Consider the following 21311-nt stretch of genomic DNA (forward strand, 5'->3'; position numbering starts at 1 on the left):
CCAAAACGCCGCCTGAGGTGTTGACATGCCGGATCGAAACGCTGGAGACCATCATGCAGTTGCTTCTTCGCCTCTGGGCAACGACCCTGATATTGGGTTGCGGCGTCTTTGCAGGCTCCGCCTACGCCTCGCTGGAAACGGCCGGCACGGACTATTCGGCTCTGCCGAAGGACCAGATCGCCCTCAACGACTATACCGGCACGGCCGCCTGTGAGCCGGTAGAGCCTCACTATCTTCCCTCTTTCATCCGCACGGCGGACGGTACGATCATCGGTGTCGGTTATGTCGAGGTGGAAAGTGAAGGCGGCTCGGCCTGCTGAGCATATGGGCCTGCTCGGACGAGGCTCGCCTGCGTTCCCGCAGAGGTAACGAGCCTCTGACCATCATCATGATGGCTGGACGTCTTCTATTGAAGCCATTGCACCGGACGCAACGCCTCTTGCGCCAAAACCCGGCACAAATTCGATGCAGGGTTAAGTGAAAATCAACGCATCGTATCGTTCCGGCACGCTTTATCGGCAAGGAGCCGAAATTTCATCAAGCCACTAATGCAGCTTCAGCTTCGCCTCTTCGGCCGCCGCCAGGAATTCGGCTCTCGCCTCTTCCACGCTCTTGCGCCCGTCGAGCGCTGCCCGGCAGGTGCTGCGGGCCTTGATGTAACGAAGCCCGCGCGAACTCGGCCAGAGATCCGCCAGGCATTTCAGCGCATCGAACGGCCCGTTGACCGTGCGCTGGTCAGCGCCTTCGAAACCGACCGTGACCGGACTGTTCCATCGTTCAGTTGCCATCGATGCTCCTCCAGGGTTTTCGACAGAAACAGTGTGCAACATCTCCTTATTCCTCCGGGAGACGCCGCCATAACGGGCATTCTAGCGTGATTTTTGTTAGCAACAATGGTGAATCGTTCGTTGCTGATGAGGCGAAATGTCAGCTTGCGCACACATGCACGCCAAGAGGAATTTTATCAATCGCAAATAAATTGTATGGCGCCGGGCATCAATTGTATCCAACGATGTTTCAACTTTCCCGCATGGGAGTCTACTAATATTTAGTCTTCGCGAGTACAATCCTTTGCCTACTAACGATGGAAGCGGACAAATGGGGCAATTTCGATTGTTGGTCGCCGGCATTGCGCTGTTTCTATTGGCTATCGCCGCTATGGTTCTCGGGAAAGATTTAGGGCTTTCTATCGGATGGATAGCGCTCGCTGGAGCATTGCTCTTCGCAGCTCCAGAGTTGAAGTCAGTTAAGCTCGATATGAAAGGGTTCGAGTTGCGACCGAACTATCATAGGCCGATTCCGATCAAAACGCCTTCTTCGAGAACCGAAAGTAAGTCTAAAAGCTTGCCTTCACGTCAAGGTGGCTTGGATCATTCGATCAGCGGCGCGCCAACGAATCCGAAATTACGAACAGATGAAATTCGGTTGAGCTTTAGACCGTCTACGATTCTGGACGTTGGTCAGATGCCTCTTTTCCTTCTTTTTGGTACTGTAGCGGGGATTATAAGCGCGACGATTTATCTTCTGGATACAACCTCGCCATATTATATAATTTTAAGCCCAATTGTGTTCTCCATCTGTTTTTCAATGGCGTTCGCAGTGGCGGGCCAGCTATTTTCGTGGAGAAGTGTTCTCTTTTTTCTTGTGGGCCTGGACGCACACTTGATGGCAGCCTTGACATTCTCTCCGCTTGTTTGGGTTGAACCTTCTTACTATTGGGCAAAGTTAATATTTTTTCTCTGTCCACTAGCATTTGGTGCTACGCTGGTGGCCGGTAGCGGTATCATTGAGCGCCGTCTCCGAAACTGGAAGCCAATCTTGGCAGTTGGCATTTTTAGCTTTCTTGTTTTCCGACTTTTCAACTACATCGCCAACGCTGCTTTTGATTTTGATGAGAAAGGCCATTTTACTGTTGTCGTCGGGTTTTTGCTCATTTACGGGCTCGTCGCAGCGGCCGTCGGCTATTTCCTTAAGCGCACTACTGTGGCGGGACCGTAGCCGCTGCGGTCAAAAAAGGGACTTCTAGCTGGACTTCGAGGGCACTGGCCCGATAAATGCGCGGCCGGTTCTGCGTTTTCGTGCTGGGTTGCGCAGGGAATAAGAGCGTGTGCCCTGCCATATCGTACTGATTTCTTTGGGAAAAACTGGTGCTGCCGAGTGGGATTGAACCACCGACCTCACCCTTACCAAGGGTGTGCTCTACCACTGAGCTACGGCAGCAGGACCAGGACCCGTGGAGCCGGGCGGCTCAATTGCGGGAACGGGGCGGCTATTGCCACAGCTTGACGACAAGCGCAAGCCGCAAATTCCAACTTCGCGTGGATTGAGAGGCAAGGGACTTTTGGATCGGCGCGAATTCGGCTAATCCTGGTGCATGAACGAAAAGACCGAAACCGGCCAGAAGAGCCGCAAAGAGGCCCTCGAGGCGCAGGCGAAACTGCGCCGCGAGCGCGCCGCCGAAAAGCTTCGGGAAAATCTGGGGCGGCGCAAACAGCAGGTGCGCGCCCGCCGTTCCGGCCAGGCCGACGAGACAAATGGGCTGCCCGCCGCAAAAATGGACGAATCGTAATGTTCCGTCCGTCGCGAATTGAAGCGTCTCAAGAAATCCCCTAAACACTCCACTCCTTCTTTCAAGGCAGAACTTTCAGAAAGGCGGGCGCGGCCCGTAAGCGCACATGGATCGTATCAGAATTGTCGGCGGTAATGAGCTGAATGGCATCATCCCGATTTCCGGCGCCAAGAATGCCGCACTGCCGCTGATGATCGCCTCGCTTCTGACCAGCGATACGCTGACGCTCGAAAACGTGCCGCATCTGGCCGATGTCGAGCTGCTGATGCGCATCCTTGGCAATCATGGCGTCGACGTCGCCGTCAACGGCCGCCGCGAGCGCCAGGAGGATTCCTACGCCCGCACGATCCATTTCACCTGCCGCACTATCGTCGATACCACGGCTTCCTATGAACTGGTCTCGAAGATGCGCGCCTCCTTCTGGGTCATCGGGCCGCTGCTCGCGCGCGAAGGCCATTGCCGCGTGTCGCTGCCGGGCGGCTGCGCCATCGGCACGCGTCCGGTCGATCTCTTCATCGAAGGCCTGACGGCGCTCGGCGCGAGCATGGAGATCGAAGCCGGTTATATCAACGCCAAGGCGCCCGCCGGCGGCCTGATCGGCGCGCGCTACACCTTCCCGAAGGTTTCCGTCGGCGCCACCCATGTGATGATGATGGCCGCGACGCTTGCCCGCGGCACGACCGTCATCGGCAACGCCGCCCGCGAGCCCGAGGTCGTCGACCTCGCCAACTGCCTGAATGCCATGGGCGCCAAGATATCGGGCGCGGGGACTGCGACCATCACCATCGAAGGCGTCACCTCGCTCTCCGGCGCCCGCCACCGCGTCCTGCCGGACCGCATCGAGACCGGCACCTACGCGATGGCCGTCGCCATGGCCGGCGGCGACGTCGTGCTCGAAAATACCGATGTGGCGCTGCTCGAAACGGCGCTGGAAACGCTCCGCCGCGCCGGCGCGGACATCTCCGCGACCAATAACGGCATGCGCATCAAGCGCAACGGCGCCGGCATCAAGCCGGTCGATATCGTCACCGATCCCTTCCCGGGCTTCCCCACGGATCTGCAGGCGCAGTTCATGGCGCTGATGACCCGCTCCTCGGGCATTTCGCATGTCACCGAGACCATCTTCGAAAACCGTTTCATGCACGTGCAGGAGCTTGCCCGCCTCGGCGCCAGGATCTCGCTCTCCGGCCAGACGGCGAAGATCGAGGGTGTCCAGCGCCTGCGCGGCGCCCCTGTCATGGCGACCGATCTGCGCGCCTCCGTTTCGCTCGTCATCGCCGGCCTTGCCGCCGAGGGCGAAACCACCGTCTCGCGCGTCTACCACCTCGACCGCGGTTTCGAGCGGCTCGAGGAGAAGCTGACCCGCTGCGGCGCCGTCGTCGAGCGCATCAGCGAGTAAGCGGCCTTCATCCCGGTTGCGTAATTGATCGCAGCATCTTATTTCCCTTGTCTGACGCATCGCCATTTCGGCGGTGCCAGAACAGGATGTTTCCAGGCCGGGTGGGCCTGGAATCCGAATCCTGTTCTAAATGATTGGTAAGAGCATGATGTTGTCCGAAAACCGCTCACACTTTTCGGCATCATGCTCCGGGGATGAGGCCGAATGACCGACCTGAAGCTTGTTGCGCTCGATGACGAGGACCTCGCGATCATTTCCGCGCATGTGCAGGACAGTGTCTTCAAGGTCGGCGATATCGACTGGTCGCCGCGTGACGCGCAGTTCGCCCTTGCCGCCAATCGTTTCGTCTGGGAAGGTGCCGAGCGCAAGCGCAAGGGTTTCGAGCGCCGCCGGGCTGCCTTGGTCTTCAAGCGCGTGCTTGCCGTCCGTTCGCTCGGCATCGATCGCGGCAAGCGCGACGAGGTGCTTTCGCTGCTTGCGCTGCGCTTCGAAAAGAAGGGCGAGGGGCCTGACGGTACGATCGAGCTGTCGCTGTCGGGCACGGCCTCGATCGCGCTCGATGTCGAATGCATCGAGGTCCAGATGGCCGATATCGGCGGCGCCTGGGCGGCGACGTCGAAGCCTCGCCATCCCTGAAATACTGGCGCCTGACGTTTGAACATCGCGATTTCGAGTTGAGAAGGAATATCGGTCTTGGCAATCTGGCTGGATCACGCATCGGAAGGTTTCGAGCAGCATTTTGCCGCCTTTCTGACGACGAAGCGCGAAGTTTCCGAAGACGTGAATACCGTCGTGCGCGCCATCATCGATGATGTCAGGGCGCGGGGCGATGTGGCGCTCGCCGAATATTCTCTGAAATTCGACGGCATCGACTTCGCAAAAGTCCCGATGCGCGTCACGCCGGAAGAGTTCGACGCGGCGATCGATGCGGTGCCTGCCGAAGTGCTGGGCGCGCTGAAGCTTGCGGCGCTTCGCATCGAATCCCACCATCGCCGGCAATTGCCGAAGGACGATATCTACGAGGACGACATGGGCGTCGGCCTCGGCTCGCGCTGGACGGCGATCGAGGCCGTCGGCCTCTATGTTCCCGGCGGCACCGCGAGTTATCCGAGCTCGGTGCTGATGAATGCGGTGCCGGCCAAGGTCGCCGGCGTCGAGCGCATCGTCATTGCCGTTCCCGCCACCGGCGGCGCCGTCAACCCGGCGGTTCTGGCTGCCGCCAAACTCGTGGGTGTGACCGAGATCTATCGTGTCGGTGGCGCCCAGGCGATCGCGGCTCTTGCCTATGGCACCGAGACGATCACACCGGTCGCCAAGATCACCGGCCCCGGCAATGCCTATGTCGCCGCCGCCAAGCGCCACGTCTTCGGCACCGTCGGCATCGACATGATCGCCGGCCCCTCCGAAGTGCTCGTCATCGCCGACAAGGACAACAATCCCGATTGGATCGCCGCCGACCTCCTGGCCCAGGCCGAGCACGATGTCAGCGCCCAGGCGATCCTCATCACCGACGATGCCGAATTCGGCAAGGCGGTGGAACAGGCGGTCGAACGCCAGTTGAAGACGCTCAATCGCGCCGAGACGGCCGCGACGAGCTGGCGCGATTTCGGCGCGGTCATCCTCGTTTCCGATTTGAAACAGGCCGTCCCGCTGGCAAACCGCATTGCCGCCGAACATCTGGAGCTTGCGGTCGCCGATCCGGACCGGCTGCTCGACGGCATCCGCAATGCCGGCGCGATCTTCATCGGCGCTCATACGCCCGAAGTGATCGGCGATTATGTCGGCGGTTCGAACCATGTGCTGCCGACGGCGCGCTCGGCGCGCTTCTCGTCGGGCCTGTCAGTGCTCGATTTCGTCAAGCGCACCTCGATCCTGCGCCTCGGCCCGCAGCAACTGCGGGACCTCGGCCCGGCGGCGATCGCGCTGGCCGTCTCCGAAGGCCTCGATGCCCATGCGCGGTCGGTTGCGATCCGCCTCAACCTCGAAAGGTGAGGGCATGGCGAAGGGCGATTTCCGGCTTTGCGACGTCGTCCTGGACGATACGATCGGCCGTTCGACGCCGGATGTCGAGCATGAACGCGCCGTCGCCATCTTCGACCTGATCGAGGAGAACAGCTTTGCGCCGCTCGGCCATGCCGGCGGACCCTACCGGCTGAACATCTCGCTGGCCGATTCGAAGCTGGTTTTCGCCATCACCACCGAAGAGGGCGGCGCGGTCGCCACCCATATCCTGTCGCTGACGCCCTTCCGGCGCATCGTCAAGGACTACTTCATGATCTGCGAGAGCTATTACGAAGCGATCCGTTCGGCCACGCCGAGCCGCATCGAGGCGATCGACATGGGCCGGCGCGGCATCCACAATGAAGGTTCGCAGACGCTGAAGGACAGGCTGGCCGGCAAGATCGAGGTCGATTTCGACACCGCCCGGCGGCTTTTCACGCTGGTCTGCGTGCTCTACTGGCGCGGATGACGACAATGGAGCTCGCCGCCGACATTGAGGACGGAAAACGGCCGGGCGCCATCCTCTTCATGTGCGGGATGAACGCCATCCGCTCCCCGATGGCCGAGGTGATCGCCCGTAGCATTCTGCCGGCCAACACCTATATACGTTCCGCCGGTGTTCGCGCCGGCGAGCGCGATCCCTTCGTGGATGTCGTGCTCGATGAGATCGGGCTTTCCCTCGGGCGCCGCCAGCCGCAGACGCTGGAAGAGCTCGAGGACGATTATTTCGATCTGATCATCACGCTTTCGCCGCAGGCCCATCACGCGGCGCTCGAGCTGACGCGGTCGAATGCGATCGACGTCGTCTACTGGCCGACCATGGATCCGACGGTCGTCACGGGAACGCGCGAGCAGATTCTGGAGAGTTACCGCGAGGTCCGCAATCATCTGATCGGCCTCATCGAAAGCCGGCTGCTCAAAAGGAAAGGCATTGCCGCTCAATCGGCATGAAAACAAATGAAGGAAAGCCCGATCAACAAGGTTCACAAACCTCTGTTGATTGTGTAGTTTCCGCCCAAATTTTAAAGGCGCGCGTTGCGCTGCCTATTCAACCCACAGGAAGAAAACCACTATATGCCTAAAGAAGAAGTCCTCGAATTCCCGGGTATCGTTACCGAACTTCTGCCGAACGCGACGTTCCGCGTGAAGCTTGAAAACGAGCACGAGATCATCGCCCACACCGCCGGCCGCATGCGCAAGAACCGCATCCGCGTCCTCGCCGGCGACAAGGTGCTTGTGGAAATGACGCCCTACGATCTGACCAAGGGCCGCATCACCTACCGTTTCAAATAGGCTTGCCCAAGGTCCCGCAGGGGTTTTTCTCCCGTCTGCCGATGGTCGAGGTTCCATGGCGCTGAAATACAAGCTCATTCTGGCCTCAGGCTCGCCCCGTCGCGTCGATCTGCTCAATCAGGCCGGCATCGAGCCCTCGCGCCTGATGCCGATGGATATCGACGAGACGCCGAAGAAGTCGGAGCATCCGCGCTCGCTTGCGCGCCGGCTTTCGGCCGAGAAGGCCGAAGCGGCACTTGCCGCCATCAAGGGCGATATCACCTGGAAGGGCAGCTATATCCTGTCTGCAGATACGGTGGTCGCCGTCGGCCGGCGCATTCTCGGCAAGGCCGAGTTCGCCGACGAGGCCTTGAGTTCGCTGCATCTCCTGTCGGGACGCAACCATCTCGTCTATACCGGCGTTTGCCTGGTGACGCCCGATCGCAAGATCCGCCAGAAGATCGTCGAGACCAAGGTGCGCTTCAAGCGGCTTTCCGGCTTCGAGATCGAGAATTACCTCGCCTCGGGCCAGTGGCGCGGCAAGGCGGGCGCCTACGGCATCCAGGGCCTCGCCGGCACTTTCGTGCAGAAGATGGTGGGCTCCTACACCAATGTCGTCGGCCTGCCGCTTTATGAAACCATTCTGCTTCTGACCGGCGAAGGCTTCGACGTGCATAGCCGGTGGCCCGAAGGCTGAGCCCGACGGCCGATTCCATAGGACGGACCGATATGCCTGAAGACAAGAAAGCAGCCGCCAAGGTCGAACCGCTGCGCAAGACGCGCCCATGCCCCGAATGCGGCAAACCCTCCAGCCGCGAACATTACCCCTTCTGCTCCAACCGCTGCCGCGAGGTCGATCTCTCCCGCTGGCTGACCGGCTCCTATGCCATCCCGGTGGCCGACGACGAGACGAAGGCCGATTATCCGGACGAGGAAAACTAGATATTCCGCCGGCGAAGCTCTTATTTTTCCACATGAATCCGCAAAACCGGCAAGACCGTCAAAAAAGAGTCATTTGACGCTTGCCATGGCCGAACAAGATGCTATAACCCCGCTCGCTTCCGGGGCGAACCAAGGCCCCACGGTTCTTTTTCTGAAAGACACCATAAAGAAGCAGGTTAGCCCAGGTAGCTCAGTTGGTAGAGCAGCGGATTGAAAATCCGCGTGTCACTGGTTCGATTCCGGTCCTGGGCACCAGTCTCCTGACTTTCCTGGAATCCAGCGTATCCAGTTACATTTAGATTTCTGCGCTCTCGACCGACAGGTGCGGGGCGAGTGCTCGCAGGAAGCTCGCGGCATTGAAAATCGCAGCCGGCGGCTTTGCACCGGTATCACGGATGTCGCTTGACAGAATACGCTGGACCGCTTCGCAGATGATGGGCGCCGTGACGGCGTAGATGTCCTGGCCCTGTGCCACGATCCGGCGGCGCATGTCGCCTTGCGTGACGATTACCTCCACGGCGAAGCGCTGCGCCGAACGGCCGGTTTCATCGACGGCCTGCGGCGTGGGTGTTGACGGATCGCGAACATCCCGCAGGGCTGTCGTGCTGAGAAAGGTGTGGAGCTCCCTGGTCCGGACATGGCGGGCGATCAGCGGCACTTCCGAAAAGGGAAGCTCGACGAATGTCTGCCGGCCGAACGGAGCCGGCAAGATGAATGCCCTCTCGGCCGGCGGCTGATGCACCGGCTCCAACTGGCCGCCACTGACGGCGAGGCGCCGAGCGGTGTTCTTTTCGCCGGTCACGCGCGTGCCTTTTGTGGGAAGCCAGCTATCGAGCGCAACGCGGATTTCGATGGTGTCGGCACGATCCCACTCATCCATGGCAGCGGCGACCAGCAGGTCGGCCAGTCCGCCGTAAAATCCCATCGCCGGGATGACGGCCACGCCCGCTTTTCCGGCCGCAGCCTCGTGACGGTCCAACGTCGCCTGTACGCTCGGCTGCTCGGCCGTCACGTCGAGATAATGAATGCCCGCCCGCAACGCGGCACGCACCACCGCGTCGGCCGTGTCCATGAACGGCCCGGCGCAGTTGATGACCGCCGCCGCCCCGGCGAGCGCCCCGTCCAGAGCCGCGTCATCCTCCACCGCAGCTTCACGGCATTCGACGCCGCGTTCCGGAAAGCCCGCTTCCGCCAGCCGCTTGGCACTCCGTCCAATCGCGATAGGCTTGAGCCCGCGCCGCAAGAGTTCGGCAACGACAAAACGTCCGGTATGGCCGTTTGCGCCCAGGACCGCTACGGCCCGAGATGTCGTGGTGTCAACTGCTTCATCAATGGTCATTGCTCTTTCCTCCGATACAGACCTGTCTGTAGCTAATAAAACATACAGGTCTGTAGCGTGTCAATCGGCTTTCTGTTATGGTGGCGGAATTCGGAGATATCGATATGCCAAAAAATACAGCCAACGCCCCTGCCACCGGCACCAACGAGGTCCGCGACAGGATTCTCGAAACGGCATCGGAACTCTTCTATCGGCGCGGTGTGCGTGCCGTCGGCGTCGATCTCGTGGTGGAAAAATCCGGTGTCGCCAAGACCAGCCTCTACCGCCATTTCGGCACCAAGGACGATCTGATCGCGGCGTTCCTCAAGCGTGAGGACCTGGATTTCTGGAGTACCTGGGACCGGGTGACGGAGCAGTATCCGGACGATGCATTGGCCGAACTCGACGCTCATTTCGAGTGGATCGGCGAAAGGGTCGGGCGGGAAAACTACCGTGGCTGCCCGCAAATCAACACTGCGGCCGAGTTCCCCGAAGCCGATCATCCCGCGCGCAAGGTCGCAGAGACCCACATGTGTGAGATGAGGCGGCGCCTGAGGATCATAGCCGAGAGGCTGGCGGTTGCCGCACCTGACCGGCTCGCCGGCCAACTCGCGGTGCTGATCAATGGCGCATTTGTCAGCATGCAGCTTTTTGAACCCGGCGAGGCAACCGGTTTGCTCCGCGATGCCGCCCATGCGATGATCGCCGCCAGCAGCAGCTAGTTAGATTTGTTTGCCTAGCAGGACAGCTCCACCATCACGCATCCGATAGGGTTAGCGCGGTAAGTATTGTAGATCATGCGAATATACGCATAATTTTGCGGCTGGCGCTGCCGGGCAAGATCGGCGAGCGCTCTGGAGAGTCCCATGGAAACATTCGTCGAGGACGCCCATGCTGGCGTCGTGTCGCCTGAACTCGTGGTCGATGCGCTTTTTGCATGCCGAAAGACGGCGGCGATGAGGGCGGCCATCGAGCTCGATCTCTTTACGCATGTCGGCGAGGGCAAAACGGCAGCATTGTTGGCGTCGGCGACGGGTGCCTCGGAGCGTGGGGTGCGCATCCTGTGCGACTACCTCGTGGTGCATGGTTTCCTGACAAAGGAGAGCGGACAGTACCGAATGACGCCCTCGACCAGGATGTTCCTCGATCGCAATTCGCCGGCCTATATGGGCTCTGCCGTCGAGTTCGTCGCCGCGCCTGAAATGTTGGATAATTTTCTGCGTGATCCGGCCGCCGTCGTGCGGAACGGCGGCTCGGCCGGGCTTGCGAACATGTCGGCAGACAACCCAGTCTGGTTGAAGTTTGCGCGCGGCATGGGCTCCTTTACCGGTCTCAGCGCCAGGATATTGGCTGGCGAAATCTCCGGTTGGTCGAAGCCTCTCAAAAAGGTTTTGGACATCGCTTCAGGCCCCGGTGTTTTCGGGATCGAAATTGCGAAGGCCTTTCCATCGGCGGAGATCGTCGCCGTCGACTGGGCCGCCGTGCTGGAGCTGTCGCGGCAGAATGCGGAAAAAGCCGGCGTGGCTGACCGGTACCGGACGATCGCCGGCAGCGCCTTCGATGTGGAGTGGGGCACGGGCTACGATCTCGTCCTGCTTCCGAATTTTCTGCATCACTTCGATTTGCCGACCTGTGCCCAGCTGTTGCGAAAGGTCATCGCAAGTCTTGCAGAGGGTGGTCGGATCGTCGCGGTCGATTTCGTGCCGAACGAAGATGGCGTGTCACCGCCTTTTCCCGCGGCGTTCTCCTGGGAGATGCTCGCCAGCACCCCCGCGGGCCAGGCTTATACGCAAAGTGAGCTGACTGAGATGGCAAAACAGGCCGGCCTTGCCGGTGTCACGATCAAACCGATGCCGCCAACTCCGGCAAGCCTCATTCTTTTTGAATAGCCGGTCGACCGTCGCCTGACGCGCATCCTGGTGGTTATTCTGGGAGCGCCTGTCCTGTTCCGCCTGATGCGCCGCGCGCGGCCGTCCGATTGATCGTCCAGCAGCCGAAACAATCACCGCACTTGCTTGACGCGGCGCTGTCTGATCTCATGAGGCTGCATGGTCGCAGGTTTGTGATCCATCGAGGCTGGCGATCTACAGATTTTCAACATTGCCGCCAATGAGAAGGGAAAGAATTGGCATAGATGATCCATCTGCTTGCCAAAAAACCATAATTGTCTCACCTAGTCTTCCATCGACAAATCGGCACTATCAATTGGATCGACACTGAATGCGCATAGCCTACGTTTTTCTCGGTGCATTTCTTGCAATTGCACAGACTGCCTATGCTGAGGTTGCGGCACCGCCTGTTTTGGCGCCGCTGAAGCGACAGGCGCAAGCCGCTGAGTTGAGCGCACAATTTCTCTCGCGATATAGCTACAAGCCCGTTCCGCTCGACGACGCCCTGTCGGGCAGGATCATGGATCAGTTCATCAAATCGCTCGATCCGGACCGCATGCTCTTCCTGCAGGCCGATATCGACAAGTTCATGTCCGACCGCAGCGAGATCGACGATGCCGTCGAGCGGCAGGACTTGAAGATCCCGTTTGCAATCTTCAACGCCTATGACCGGCGTGTCGTCGACCGCATGAACTACGCACGCGGCCTGCTCAAGCAGGGCTTCGATTTCAGTGTGCAGGAAGACTATTCCGTGCTGCGCGATAAGGCGCCGTGGCCGCAGTCGGAAGCCGAGAGCAACGAGCTTTGGCGCAAGCGCGTCAAAAGCGACTGGTTGCGGCTGAAGCTCGGCGGCAGAGACGACGCGGCCATTCGCGAAACGCTCGACAAACGTTACGAAAACACCCTCGAGCGTGCTTACAAGTTCAAAAGCGACGACGTTTTCCAGTCGTTCATGGACGCCTATGCAACGTCGATCGATCCGCACACCGACTATTTCGGCGCGGCCGCTTCGGCCGATTTCAACGTTTCGATGAAGCTTTCGCTCTTCGGCATCGGCGCGGTGCTGCAGGAGCGCGACGACTACACGACGATCCGCGAACTCGTGCCCGGCGGGCCGGCGCAGCTGTCCGGCAAGCTTGCGGTCGGAGACCGCATTACCGGCGTTGGCCAAGGCAAGGATGGGCCGATCAAGGAGGTGGTGGGCACACGCCTCGATGAAGTCGTGCAGATGATCCGCGGGAAAAAGGGCTCCGTCGTGCGTCTGGACATCCTGCCGGCCGATGCCGGAGCAGATGCCACCCATCGCGTCGTCAACCTGGTGCGCGATAAGATCAGCCTCGACAAGCAGGCTGCCAGAAAGACCGTACTTTCGGTGAAGGCGGGCGACGCGACACGCAAAATCGGCGTGATCACCCTGCCGGTCTTCTATGAGGATTTTGAAGCCAAGGGCAACGGAGACAAGGACTACAAGAGTGCAAGCCGCGATGTCGCCAAGCTTCTCGGCGAACTGAAGGACGAAAAGGTCGACAGCGTTCTCATCGACCTTCGCAACAATGGCGGCGGTTCGCTGGACGAGGCGATCGATTTGACCGGTCTCTTCATCGGCAATGGCCCGGTCGTTCAGCAACGTGGCAGCGGCGGCAAGATCGAGGTCAAGAGCGCCGATTTTGCAGCGCCCGTCTGGACAGGCCCGATGGCTGTCCTGATCAATCGCGGGTCGGCTTCGGCTTCGGAGATTTTCGCCGCGGCAATCCAGGATTACGGTCGCGGAGTGATCGTCGGCGAACCCAGTTTCGGCAAGGGTACGGTCCAAACCGTCGTCGATCTTGACCAGATGGTTCACAACAGCAAAGCCGAATACGGCGAGCTGAAAGTAACGATTGCCCAGTTTTTCCGGGTCAACGGCGGGACGACGCAGCTGCATGGCGTCACGCCCGATATCAGCCTGCCGGGACTTTCCGATCCAACGAGCTTTGGCGAGACCAGCTACGACAATGCCCTGCCTTGGGCGCAGATCAAGCCCGCGAAATATGCACCGGCCGATACCGTCGCGAAGCTGCTGCCGGCATTGCAAAGCCGCCATGATGCCAGGGTTGCAAAGGATCCGGATTTCCAGCGCCTGCTGGAAGACATCGCCGACCTGAAGGCGCAGCGCGAGAAAGGGACCATCTCCCTGAACGAAGCCGAACGTCGCAAGGAGGCGACTGCTCGCGAGAACCGGTTCAAGGCTCGAGCGCAGGCAAGCGAGGGCGAAGATCCCGGTGAAGATGATGGCCTGGAGGCAGGCGAGCGCAGCCTGAGTGCCGATATTGCCCTCGAGAATGCCCGCAAGAAGGCAAAGGACGTGCTGCTGGACGAAGCCGCCGCCATTCTCGCCGACGAGACGGACATGCAGCAAAGCGGTCTTGAGGCAGCCACGAAACAATCGGGAAACACGGTCGGAAAATAGTCATACCGACGGGAGCGATCGTATGGGCAGCTTTGTCATCATATCCTTCGCGGCGGCCTGAAGAGGCTCCGGCTCGAGCCGGGGCCTCAGATCCTGTCAGCGACTTCATTTCGTCTTGGCGACCTTTGACAGCTATCAGCGCTATTACACCTAGCGTTTCAGATCGTAGGCTTGATGGGATGCGCGAAGTTCCGCCAAGGTCTTGCCGACGCAGGTGCCTCCGCCTTCATCGCCGATTGCCTTCGCCTTGCCGTCGAGAGTGATCGTGCCGGCGATCCGTTCGGATGCCTGATAGGTTGCCGTGCCATCCTGTGAGATGCGCGACAAGTAGAAGGTGTGGTAGGTTTCATTGTGCTTGCACTGGATGACCAGGGGAAATTGCTTGAACGGATCGTCCTGCGCCTGAACGACGTGTGAAAAGGTTACCAGTGACAGCAGGCCTGCAATGCATGTTGTGACCGCTGCATTCGATCTTTGACGGGACAGATATCTCATTGTTCAACCCCTCTTTGCACGATCGCTTTTCAATCCGTGGCCGCTAAATGGTGAGCGCGATGAGTGCATCGCGGTCCAGAAGGCGAACGACGCGCTGCAGCTTGCCGTTCAGGCAAAGGACGCCTTTTTCGCGGAGTTTCGTGAAGCAGCGGGCAACGGTCTCGACGGTCAGTCCGAGATAGTCGGCGACATCGCTGCGCGACATCATCATGTCGAATTCCGGATCGTCCGGATGACGGTCGGCCATTTCGCAAACGAAGGCCGCGACCCGCTTCAGCGCGCTTTGCTCGGTGATGACGAGCTGCTTGTGCTGCGCCTTGGCGAGGTTCGTCAGCGCGATGTGAAGAAGGTCGACAGGAACGACCGCGTTCTGGTTGGTCCGAAAAGGCCTGATGGACGCCTCGCAGACGGCTTCCGCAAAGTCGGTCCGGACATTGCCGGTCTCAAGGCCGAACCATTCGCCCTTGCCGCAAAATGACAGGATGTATCGCTGTCCGTTGGCCATCAGACGATAAATCCGCACTGCCCCCGTTTCGACCTGATAGATCGCAAATGCATGTTCGCCTTCGCTGTAGATCGTCTCATTGGCCTTGAGCGTGATCGACTGATCCCTGGGTGTCCCGTAGCGGCGGCCGGGAACCGCCGTGTGCTTTACGATCGCGTGGTGTTGAAGCATATGCGTCGCCCCCCAATCCGCCTCGCAACATAACCAATCGCTGCCTGCCCCGGTATTCGAGAAACCCCTTAAGTATCGCTACGGAAGCCGAGCAGGCATCGAACTGCCGGCGGGTAGGGCCTTGGCGGTTTCAACCGGCTGCACTGCCGTATCGAGGGTGATCGCCATCCGCATGAGTTCCGCCAGATTGCGTGCGCCCATCTTCGCCATCACATTGGCGCGGTGAACTTCGACCGTGCGCGCGCTGATGCCCAGCTGATAGGCGATCATCTTGTTCTGCAAGCCATCCAGTACGCCGGCCAGAACCTGGTGTTCGCGCTCCGTCAGCTGGCGAAGCCGTGCTGCAACGCTTTCGGAATCGGCGATGGTCCCGCCTGGGCGCCGCTGCCCCACCGCCGCATTGATCGCCGCGATCAGCGCCTCTTCTCTGACGGGCTTTTCGAGGAAATCGGATGCGCCTGCCTTCATTGCCTGAACGGCGGCGGCAACATCGCCCTGGCCGGTAATGACGATCGCCGGAACGTTCAGTCTGAAACGGCGCAGGCGCTGGAGCAATTCGATGCCGTCGACCTCGGGCATGCGCAGGTCCGTCACCAGGCAGCTTCGTCCCGAAAGCGGCAACAGGTCCAGGAAGGCTTTGGCGCAGCTATGGGCGCGAACGGCGAAACCTGCCGACACCAACAGAAACGTCAAAGATCGCCTGGGCGACTCCTCGTCATCGACGAGATGGATCGTAAGGTCGTTCGCCATTGGTCGTGGTCTCCACCAGCGGAAGCGAAAACGAAAGGATCGAACCGCTTTCCATTCCATTGCGCGCGCTTATGCGCCCCCCATGCGCCTCGATGATGCGCTTGGACAGTGCCAGGCCCATGCCGAGGCCGTGCGGTTTGCTGGTCACGAAGGGGCGAAACAGCGCCTCTTCGATGTCGACCGCAATTCCGCAGCCATTGTCGGATACGTCGACGATGAGACGGGAGAGATCGTCGGTTCGGGTGCAGATGGTGATATGCGGCTGCGCGACGCCGTCGGTAGCCTCTACGGCGTTGCGAACGAGGTTCGTCAGCACCTGCACGATCTGGACGCGGTCGGCAAGCACGACGTCCCGCTCCGCTTCGAGCTGGAAATCGGCACAAAGGCCTTTTCGCTGCGATCCGGCGAGCGCGAAGGCCGTCGCCTCATGGATCAGCGCGTGCATCGCCTCTATTTTTCTCTCATCGGCGCCGCGTTTGGCGAATTCCTTGATGTTCTGGACGATCTGTCCAGCCCATAAGGCATGGTGGGTAATTTCCGACAAGGCTTCACTGAGTTCTTCGCCGTGGCGGTGACGATCCTTCATCAAGAGCCGCCCGCAGCCTTGCGAGTACGCGGCGATCGACGACAGCGGCTGGGAAAGTTCGTGAGCGAGCGTCGACGTCATTTCCCCGAGCGCAACTATTCTCGCGAGGCGGGCAAGCTCACGCTGAAGCTCTTGCACATGCTGCAAGGTCTCGCGTTCGGTACGGAAGTCCTCGAAGATCACCACAGAGAAGTCTCCTTCGTCGTCCTTCTCTCTGATGATCGTCAGGGCGGTCGGAAACTGAACGCCGCTCCTGGTGATCGCCGCACCGGCCCGCACCGCTCCCCGGTCCGCCCAGCGTCCCCTCAACTGAACATTCGGCGTCGGATGCCAGACGAAGTCGATACCCTGGCCGAGCAATTCGTCTTCCTGATAACCGAACAATGCCACCGCAGCCCTGTTGCAGGCGGAAATCCGGTGGCGGTCGGTGATGAAGAACACGGCGTCCGGAAGGTGTTGGTAGAATTGCCGGATCCAGCCCATCCGCGGTCCGACATCCCCCTCGCGCATCCGAGTTTCCGTGAACGAGGTTCGTCCCACGACGTCTGAGGCAACGCGATCACATTCGGCAACATGCGGCGCCTCCATCTTGATGGACACGATGGTTTCCTCCGCCCTTTGAGACAAAATCAGCCCCTCGACGGGCTTTGCCTCTCACAAGACCTGAGATTATCACCTTTGGAAGTTGGGTCCGTGTAGTATCGCGTAGTCTCTATTGGTATCCCCTTCCCAATCGGCAGGTTGGAAGGCCCGGCTTTCCAGGGTTTTGGCTCGACTCCCCCATTGATCCGGCTCAATGCCGCAGCCTCATTCTTCCGCTACTCTGCAAGGCAATGGGCATACGGCCATTTGAGGGAGCAGGAAGATGAAGAAGATTGCCCTTGCCATTCTTATCGCGACCGCGGCATCGGTTGCGGCGCCTGTCGACGCCCAGCAGACCCGCAAGGAATACCGGCGCATGAACTGGGCCGAAAACCTGCCGGAGCACATCAAAAACTATCACGACAAACGGTTTTCGATCGTCAGTTTTCGAACCGCGGTTGAGGTCGGCGCAATGCCGAGGCCGGGCAGCGACGAACATGTGAAGGAAATCCGGACGGCTATCCGTTCCAACACGTGGCTCGTTCAGCAATTGAAGGCCAAGAAGCTGACGCCCAACCAAATCGAATGGGTGACGCGCGCCCGTAACGGCAACCTGACCTTCTATATTGAATGAGCTGTTGCTGGACCCACAGGATCTCACTTCTATCGGAAGGGCGGGACAATGATGTCGTTGCGCCGCCGTACGCAAAGCGCCGGCTGGAAAAGCGATGCCGGGCGAGCGATCGGCCTGCCTGAGAACAGCTCCGCACCCGGTCGACGCTCGCGCATCGTCGGGGAGGGTTCGGTGATGTGGCGGTTGATCGTCGAAGCTCCGTTCGAAGAGGATATCGAACTCGCCGTCATCGACGGCGAAGGCGTCCATGCGCTGGTTTTTCCCTGCCAGCGCTTGGCCGGCGGATGGGCCAATGCCCTGACGGGTGAGATGCTGGACGTTCACCCCACCCACTGGCGGGCATGGCGGATACGGCGAAACAACGGGTCGGATCTCCACTGAGCCAGGCATGTTCCGGGTGCCGGGCGGTAAATGCTGCGCCGCACCTTGTCTGCAATCAATGACATGAGCGGAGCGCCCACAATAATCTGACGTTGTTCAAGGAGCCGGCGGCGCGACCGCTATCGCTATGGCTGGAAGGAGGACCGCATGCGTGGTTTCGGTGTTCATTCTGAGGTCGGAAAACTGAGAACCGTCATGGTCTGCGGACCATCCCTGGCTCATCAGCGCCTGACGCCTGCAAACTGCCATGATCTGCTTTTTGACGATGTCCTCTGGGTGCACGAGGCCCAGAAGGATCATTATGATTTCGTCCTGAAGATGCAGGAGAGAGGGGTCGAGGTTCTCGAACTCCACGACCTGCTCGGCGAGACGCTTTCCAACCAGCAGGCGCGCGATTTCATCCTGGATCGGCGCATCACTCCGAACGTGCTCGGCTCGCAGGTCGCCGAGGCGATGCGGCCATGGCTCGACGAAATGCCGGCGACACAGCTCGCCGCCTTCATGATCGGCGGCATCGCGATCTCCGACCTGCCCGACGTCAGGGCGAAGGCCCTGATGCTGAGCGCCTTGCCGGAAAGCGATTTCGTCATCCCGCCGATCCCGAACACGCTGTTCCAGCGCGACCCTTCCTGCTGGATTTATAACGGCGTGACCTGCAATCCGATGTTCTGGCCGGCAAGACGCGCCGAGACGCTGATCCAGCGCGCCATCTACAAGTTTCATCCGATCTTCCAGGGCGGCAATTTCCAGATCTGGTGGGGTGATTCAGACGATCAGTTCGCCAACGCCTCGATGGAAGGCGGCGACGTCATGCCGATCGGCAACGGCACGGTGCTGATCGGTATGGGCGAGCGCACCACCTATCAGGCCGTCGGCCAGGTGGCGCAGGCCCTGTTCAGAAGCAAGGCGGCAAAGCGGGTGATCGGCTGCCTGATGCCGAAGAGCCGCGCGGCCATGCACCTCGATACCGTCTTCAGCTTCTGCGACCGTGACGTCGTCACGCTGTTTGCCGAAGTGGTCGATCAGATCCGCTGCTACAGCATGCATCCGAAGGATGACGACGGCACGTTTGAGATCCATCCCGAAAACCGGCCGATGCTCGATGTCGTCGCCGAAGCGCTCGGTCTGCCGAAGCTGCGCACGGTCGAGACCGGCGGCAATTCCTATCAGGCCGAACGCGAACAATGGGACGACGGCAATAATGTCGTGGCGCTCGAGCCGGGCGTCGTCGTCGCCTACGACCGCAACACCTACACCAATACGCTGCTGCGCAAGGCGGGCGTCGAGGTCATCACCATTCGCGGCTCCGAACTCGGACGCGGCCGTGGTGGCGGGCATTGCATGACATGCCCCATCTGGCGCGACCCTGCTTACTGACGTTTCCACCCACGAACCGGACCGACGGAGCAAGACCATGAGTTTCAATCTGCGCAATCGCTCGCTTCTGACCGTGCAGGACTATACGCCGCGGGAATTCCGCTATCTCCTCGATCTCGCCCGGGACCTGAAGCGGGCCAAATATGCCCGCACAGAGCAGGAGCACCTGAAAGGCAAAGAAATCTGCCTGATCTTCGAGAAAACCTCGACGCGGACGAGATGCGCCTTCGAGGTCGCCTGCTCGGACCAGGGCGCCAACGTCACCTATCTCGATCCGTCGGGATCGCAGATCGGCCACAAGGAATCCTTCAAGGATACGGCGCGGGTGCTGGGACGCATGTATGATGCGATCGAATATCGCGGTTCGGCGCAGCACGGCGTCGAAACACTGGCGCGTTATGCCGGGGTGCCCGTCTATAACGGCCTGACGGATGAATATCATCCGACCCAGATGATCGCCGACGTCATGACCATGCGCGAGCACAGCGACAAGCCGATCGCCCAGATCAAATATGCCTATGTCGGCGACACCCGTTCGAACATGGGGCATTCGCTGCTGATCGTCGGCTGCCTGCTCGGCATGGATGTGCGCATCTGCGGCCCGAGATCGCTGTGGCCTTCGGAAGAATATATGAAGATCGCCAAGGATTTGCAGCAGGCCTCGGGCGCGCGGCTCTTGGTCAGCGAAGATCCGAGAGAGGCGGTCAAGGACGTCGACTTCATCCACACTGACGTCTGGGTCTCGATGGGTGAGCCGAAGGATGTCTGGCGCGAGCGCATCAAGCTGCTTACGCCCTATCAGGTCAACCAGGATCTGATGAAGGCGACCGGCAATCCGCAGACCAAGTTCATGCATTGCCTGCCGGCATTCCACGATACCGAAACCACGCTCGGTAAGCAGATCGCCGAAGATTACGGCATGGCGAACGGCCTCGAAGTGACCAACGACGTCTTCGAGTCCGAGGCCAACGTCGCCTTCGAGCAGGCGGAAAATCGCCTGCACACGATCAAGGCCCTACTGGTCGCGACCTTGGGAGATTGATATGCGTGTGGTCATAGCGCTTGGCGGCAATGCGCTTCTCCGGCGCGGGGAAGCGATGACTGCCGATACCCAGAGGCGGAATGCGCGCACTGCCGCCAAGGCGATCGCGCCCCTGGCGGCCGAACATGAGATCGTCGTCACCCACGGCAACGGTCCGCAAGTCGGCCTGCTTGCGCTCCAGGGAGCCGCCTATAAACCCGAGGAGGCCTATCCGCTCGATGTTCTCGGCGCCGAGACCGAAGGCATGATCGGCTATATGCTGGAGCAGGAGCTCGGCAATCTCCTGCCCTTCGAGCAGCCCTTGGCGACGCTTCTCACCATGGTGGAAGTCGATGCCGAAGATCCCGGCTTCGAAAATCCCACCAAATTCGTCGGCCCGGTCTACGACCAGGCCGAGGCGGACCGGATTCGCACGGAAAAGGGCTGGGTGTTCAAGCAGGACGGCGAAAAGTGGCGGCGCGTCGTCGCCTCGCCGGCGCCGAAGCGCATCTTCGAGATTCGGCCCGTCCGCTGGCTGCTGGAACAGCGCACCATCGTCATTTGCGCCGGCGGCGGCGGTATCCCGACCATGTACGAGAAGGGCGCCGACCGGAAGCTGATCGGCGTCGAAGCCGTGATCGACAAGGACCTGTGCTCGGAACTGCTGGCGCGAGAACTCCTTGCGGATCTCCTCATCATGGCGACGGATGCCGAGGCTGTCTGCATCGATTGGGGCAAGCCGTCTCAAAAGGCGATCCACCGTGCTCGTCCCGACGATCTCGACCAGTTTTCCTTCCCGGCCGGCTCGATGGGGCCGAAGGTGGACGCTGCCTGCCATTTTGCACGGGCAAACGGCAAGACGGCCGCAATCGGTTCCCTTGCCGATATTGCCGGGATGGTGCGCGGCGAACGCGGGACGATCATCGATGAACGTTTTGACGGCTTGAGCTGGCACTGATTTCCAAGGCAA

25 protein-coding genes and 2 tRNA genes are annotated in these 21311 nt (G+C 60.3%); 20 read left to right on the forward strand and 7 right to left on the reverse strand.

Translation table 11 applies throughout. The annotated features are described in order from the left end of the window. Positions 1–53: 53 nt before the first annotated feature. Positions 54–320 carry a hypothetical protein gene (locus tag ATY78_RS00330; RefSeq protein ID WP_088680810.1) on the forward strand — a complete coding sequence of 89 codons (267 nt, stop codon included), beginning with the start codon at positions 54–56 and terminating at the stop codon, positions 318–320. 225 nt (positions 321–545) lie between these two features. Here ATY78_RS00330 and ATY78_RS00335 read toward each other — a convergent pair whose 3' ends face one another. Further along, the gene (locus ATY78_RS00335; RefSeq protein WP_088680373.1) at positions 546–788 is read right to left on the reverse strand and encodes a DUF982 domain-containing protein; all 243 of its coding nucleotides are present in this window, start codon (positions 786–788) and stop codon (positions 546–548) included. Between the two features lie 310 nt (positions 789–1098). Here ATY78_RS00335 and ATY78_RS00340 point away from each other — a divergent pair, with 310 nt between their 5' ends. Beyond that, positions 1099–1998 carry a hypothetical protein gene (locus ATY78_RS00340; protein WP_088680374.1) on the forward strand — a complete coding sequence of 300 codons (900 nt, stop codon included), beginning with the start codon at positions 1099–1101 and terminating at the stop codon, positions 1996–1998. Positions 1999–2145: 147 nt separating this feature from the next. Here the strand turns inward: ATY78_RS00340 and ATY78_RS00345 are convergent. Beyond that, a tRNA-Thr gene (locus tag ATY78_RS00345) sits at positions 2146–2220 on the reverse strand. 154 nt (positions 2221–2374) lie between these two features. Between ATY78_RS00345 and ATY78_RS00350 the strand changes: the two genes are divergently transcribed. The 10 genes from ATY78_RS00350 to ATY78_RS00395 all read left to right on the forward strand — a co-directional run bounded on the left by ATY78_RS00350 (position 2375) and on the right by ATY78_RS00395 (position 8438). Further along, positions 2375–2569 carry a hypothetical protein gene (locus ATY78_RS00350; RefSeq protein WP_088680375.1) on the forward strand — a complete coding sequence of 65 codons (195 nt, stop codon included), beginning with the start codon at positions 2375–2377 and terminating at the stop codon, positions 2567–2569. Between the two features lie 106 nt (positions 2570–2675). Further along, the gene (gene murA, locus ATY78_RS00355) at positions 2676–3968 is read left to right on the forward strand and encodes a UDP-N-acetylglucosamine 1-carboxyvinyltransferase (RefSeq protein WP_088680376.1); all 1293 of its coding nucleotides are present in this window, start codon (positions 2676–2678) and stop codon (positions 3966–3968) included. A gap of 204 nt (positions 3969–4172) precedes the next feature. Further along, the gene (locus tag ATY78_RS00360) at positions 4173–4604 is read left to right on the forward strand and encodes a DUF2948 family protein (RefSeq protein WP_088680377.1); all 432 of its coding nucleotides are present in this window, start codon (positions 4173–4175) and stop codon (positions 4602–4604) included. Between the two features lie 57 nt (positions 4605–4661). Further along, complete coding sequence (gene hisD / locus ATY78_RS00365) at positions 4662–5960, forward strand: histidinol dehydrogenase (protein ID WP_088680378.1); 1299 nt, start codon at positions 4662–4664, stop codon at positions 5958–5960. 4 nt (positions 5961–5964) lie between these two features. Further along, the gene (locus ATY78_RS00370) at positions 5965–6438 is read left to right on the forward strand and encodes a UPF0262 family protein (protein ID WP_088680379.1); all 474 of its coding nucleotides are present in this window, start codon (positions 5965–5967) and stop codon (positions 6436–6438) included. Then, the gene (locus tag ATY78_RS00375) at positions 6435–6920 is read left to right on the forward strand and encodes a low molecular weight phosphatase family protein (RefSeq protein ID WP_190237359.1); all 486 of its coding nucleotides are present in this window, start codon (positions 6435–6437) and stop codon (positions 6918–6920) included. The genes ATY78_RS00370 and ATY78_RS00375 overlap by 4 nt, the downstream gene beginning before the upstream one ends. A gap of 123 nt (positions 6921–7043) precedes the next feature. Next, entirely contained in the window at positions 7044–7262 is a 219-nt protein-coding gene (infA, locus tag ATY78_RS00380; protein ID WP_003545338.1) for a translation initiation factor IF-1, read from the forward strand. Positions 7263–7317: 55 nt separating this feature from the next. Continuing rightward, positions 7318–7938 carry a Maf-like protein gene (locus tag ATY78_RS00385; protein ID WP_064693731.1) on the forward strand — a complete coding sequence of 207 codons (621 nt, stop codon included), beginning with the start codon at positions 7318–7320 and terminating at the stop codon, positions 7936–7938. A gap of 32 nt (positions 7939–7970) precedes the next feature. Then, complete coding sequence (gene yacG / locus ATY78_RS00390) at positions 7971–8183, forward strand: DNA gyrase inhibitor YacG (protein WP_088680381.1); 213 nt, start codon at positions 7971–7973, stop codon at positions 8181–8183. A gap of 179 nt (positions 8184–8362) precedes the next feature. Further along, positions 8363–8438, forward strand: a tRNA-Phe gene (locus ATY78_RS00395). 40 nt (positions 8439–8478) lie between these two features. On the opposite strand, the gene ATY78_RS00400 is transcribed toward ATY78_RS00395, so the two are convergent. Then, the gene (locus ATY78_RS00400; RefSeq protein WP_088680382.1) at positions 8479–9522 is read right to left on the reverse strand and encodes a saccharopine dehydrogenase NADP-binding domain-containing protein; all 1044 of its coding nucleotides are present in this window, start codon (positions 9520–9522) and stop codon (positions 8479–8481) included. Positions 9523–9626: 104 nt separating this feature from the next. Between ATY78_RS00400 and ATY78_RS00405 the strand changes: the two genes are divergently transcribed. The 3 genes from ATY78_RS00405 (at position 9627) to ATY78_RS00415 (ending at position 13839) form a co-directional block, all read left to right on the forward strand. Further along, entirely contained in the window at positions 9627–10223 is a 597-nt protein-coding gene (locus ATY78_RS00405; RefSeq protein WP_088680811.1) for a TetR/AcrR family transcriptional regulator, read from the forward strand. Positions 10224–10367: 144 nt separating this feature from the next. Continuing rightward, positions 10368–11390, forward strand: coding sequence for a class I SAM-dependent methyltransferase (locus ATY78_RS00410; RefSeq protein WP_088680383.1), 1023 nt, complete (start codon positions 10368–10370; stop codon positions 11388–11390). Between the two features lie 331 nt (positions 11391–11721). Further along, complete coding sequence (locus ATY78_RS00415; RefSeq protein ID WP_088680384.1) at positions 11722–13839, forward strand: carboxy terminal-processing peptidase; 2118 nt, start codon at positions 11722–11724, stop codon at positions 13837–13839. Between the two features lie 150 nt (positions 13840–13989). Here the strand turns inward: ATY78_RS00415 and ATY78_RS00420 are convergent, their stop codons facing one another. From ATY78_RS00420 to ATY78_RS00435, 4 genes are all read right to left on the reverse strand, one after another. After that, the gene (locus tag ATY78_RS00420) at positions 13990–14334 is read right to left on the reverse strand and encodes a hypothetical protein (protein WP_245313453.1); all 345 of its coding nucleotides are present in this window, start codon (positions 14332–14334) and stop codon (positions 13990–13992) included. 43 nt (positions 14335–14377) lie between these two features. After that, a complete protein-coding gene (locus tag ATY78_RS00425; protein WP_088680385.1) occupies positions 14378–15010 on the reverse strand; it encodes a helix-turn-helix domain-containing protein in 633 nt (210 codons plus the stop codon). A gap of 78 nt (positions 15011–15088) precedes the next feature. Continuing rightward, positions 15089–15760: a response regulator gene (locus ATY78_RS00430; RefSeq protein ID WP_088680386.1), complete on the reverse strand. Its 672-nt coding sequence runs from the start codon at positions 15758–15760 to the stop codon at positions 15089–15091. Continuing rightward, complete coding sequence (locus ATY78_RS00435) at positions 15726–16856, reverse strand: ATP-binding protein (RefSeq protein ID WP_245313454.1); 1131 nt, start codon at positions 16854–16856, stop codon at positions 15726–15728. The genes ATY78_RS00430 and ATY78_RS00435 overlap by 35 nt, the downstream gene beginning before the upstream one ends. Before the next feature lie 355 nt (positions 16857–17211). Here ATY78_RS00435 and ATY78_RS00440 point away from each other — a divergent pair, with 355 nt between their 5' ends. The 5 genes from ATY78_RS00440 to arcC all read left to right on the forward strand — a co-directional run bounded on the left by ATY78_RS00440 (position 17212) and on the right by arcC (position 21299). Further along, positions 17212–17562 carry a hypothetical protein gene (locus tag ATY78_RS00440; RefSeq protein ID WP_088680387.1) on the forward strand — a complete coding sequence of 117 codons (351 nt, stop codon included), beginning with the start codon at positions 17212–17214 and terminating at the stop codon, positions 17560–17562. Between the two features lie 48 nt (positions 17563–17610). Beyond that, positions 17611–17943, forward strand: coding sequence for a hypothetical protein (locus ATY78_RS29035; protein WP_348626675.1), 333 nt, complete (start codon positions 17611–17613; stop codon positions 17941–17943). Between the two features lie 147 nt (positions 17944–18090). Continuing rightward, positions 18091–19320, forward strand: a complete 1230-nt coding sequence (gene arcA, locus ATY78_RS00450) for an arginine deiminase (protein WP_088680388.1) — start codon at positions 18091–18093, stop codon at positions 19318–19320. Positions 19321–19357: 37 nt separating this feature from the next. After that, positions 19358–20362, forward strand: a complete 1005-nt coding sequence (locus tag ATY78_RS00455; RefSeq protein ID WP_088680389.1) for an ornithine carbamoyltransferase — start codon at positions 19358–19360, stop codon at positions 20360–20362. 1 nt (position 20363) lies between these two features. Beyond that, positions 20364–21299, forward strand: a complete 936-nt coding sequence (arcC, locus tag ATY78_RS00460; protein ID WP_088680390.1) for a carbamate kinase — start codon at positions 20364–20366, stop codon at positions 21297–21299. Positions 21300–21311: the final 12 nt, after the last annotated feature.

It is taken from the genome of Rhizobium sp. R635, assembly GCF_002211285.1.
Taxonomy (GTDB): Bacteria; Pseudomonadota; Alphaproteobacteria; order Rhizobiales; family Rhizobiaceae; genus Rhizobium.

Bases quoted from the DNA above. Each gene is read 5' to 3' on its own strand.
- ATY78_RS00440 (WP_088680387.1), top strand. From the start codon at position 17,212: ATGAAGAAGATTGCCCTTGCCATTCTTATCGCGACCGCGGCATCGGTT.
- ATY78_RS00370 (WP_088680379.1), top strand. From the start codon at position 5,965: ATGGCGAAGGGCGATTTCCGGCTTTGCGACGTCGTCCTGGACGATACG.
- ATY78_RS00410 (WP_088680383.1), top strand. From the start codon at position 10,368: ATGGAAACATTCGTCGAGGACGCCCATGCTGGCGTCGTGTCGCCTGAA.
- ATY78_RS00435 (WP_245313454.1), bottom strand. From the start codon at position 16,856: ATGCGCGAGGGGGATGTCGGACCGCGGATGGGCTGGATCCGGCAATTC.
- ATY78_RS00400 (WP_088680382.1), bottom strand. From the start codon at position 9,522: ATGACCATTGATGAAGCAGTTGACACCACGACATCTCGGGCCGTAGCG.
- arcA (WP_088680388.1), top strand. From the start codon at position 18,091: ATGCGTGGTTTCGGTGTTCATTCTGAGGTCGGAAAACTGAGAACCGTC.
- ATY78_RS00430 (WP_088680386.1), bottom strand. From the start codon at position 15,760: ATGGCGAACGACCTTACGATCCATCTCGTCGATGACGAGGAGTCGCCC.
- arcC (WP_088680390.1), top strand. From the start codon at position 20,364: ATGCGTGTGGTCATAGCGCTTGGCGGCAATGCGCTTCTCCGGCGCGGG.
- ATY78_RS00350 (WP_088680375.1), top strand. From the start codon at position 2,375: ATGAACGAAAAGACCGAAACCGGCCAGAAGAGCCGCAAAGAGGCCCTC.
- ATY78_RS00455 (WP_088680389.1), top strand. From the start codon at position 19,358: ATGAGTTTCAATCTGCGCAATCGCTCGCTTCTGACCGTGCAGGACTAT.
- infA (WP_003545338.1), top strand. From the start codon at position 7,044: ATGCCTAAAGAAGAAGTCCTCGAATTCCCGGGTATCGTTACCGAACTT.
- ATY78_RS00405 (WP_088680811.1), top strand. From the start codon at position 9,627: ATGCCAAAAAATACAGCCAACGCCCCTGCCACCGGCACCAACGAGGTC.
- ATY78_RS00425 (WP_088680385.1), bottom strand. From the start codon at position 15,010: ATGCTTCAACACCACGCGATCGTAAAGCACACGGCGGTTCCCGGCCGC.
- ATY78_RS00385 (WP_064693731.1), top strand. From the start codon at position 7,318: ATGGCGCTGAAATACAAGCTCATTCTGGCCTCAGGCTCGCCCCGTCGC.
- ATY78_RS00415 (WP_088680384.1), top strand. From the start codon at position 11,722: ATGCGCATAGCCTACGTTTTTCTCGGTGCATTTCTTGCAATTGCACAG.
- yacG (WP_088680381.1), top strand. From the start codon at position 7,971: ATGCCTGAAGACAAGAAAGCAGCCGCCAAGGTCGAACCGCTGCGCAAG.
- ATY78_RS00340 (WP_088680374.1), top strand. From the start codon at position 1,099: ATGGGGCAATTTCGATTGTTGGTCGCCGGCATTGCGCTGTTTCTATTG.
- ATY78_RS00360 (WP_088680377.1), top strand. From the start codon at position 4,173: ATGACCGACCTGAAGCTTGTTGCGCTCGATGACGAGGACCTCGCGATC.
- ATY78_RS00420 (WP_245313453.1), bottom strand. From the start codon at position 14,334: ATGAGATATCTGTCCCGTCAAAGATCGAATGCAGCGGTCACAACATGC.
- ATY78_RS29035 (WP_348626675.1), top strand. From the start codon at position 17,611: ATGATGTCGTTGCGCCGCCGTACGCAAAGCGCCGGCTGGAAAAGCGAT.
- murA (WP_088680376.1), top strand. From the start codon at position 2,676: ATGGATCGTATCAGAATTGTCGGCGGTAATGAGCTGAATGGCATCATC.
- ATY78_RS00335 (WP_088680373.1), bottom strand. From the start codon at position 788: ATGGCAACTGAACGATGGAACAGTCCGGTCACGGTCGGTTTCGAAGGC.
- ATY78_RS00330 (WP_088680810.1), top strand. From the start codon at position 54: ATGCAGTTGCTTCTTCGCCTCTGGGCAACGACCCTGATATTGGGTTGC.
- ATY78_RS00375 (WP_190237359.1), top strand. From the start codon at position 6,435: ATGACGACAATGGAGCTCGCCGCCGACATTGAGGACGGAAAACGGCCG.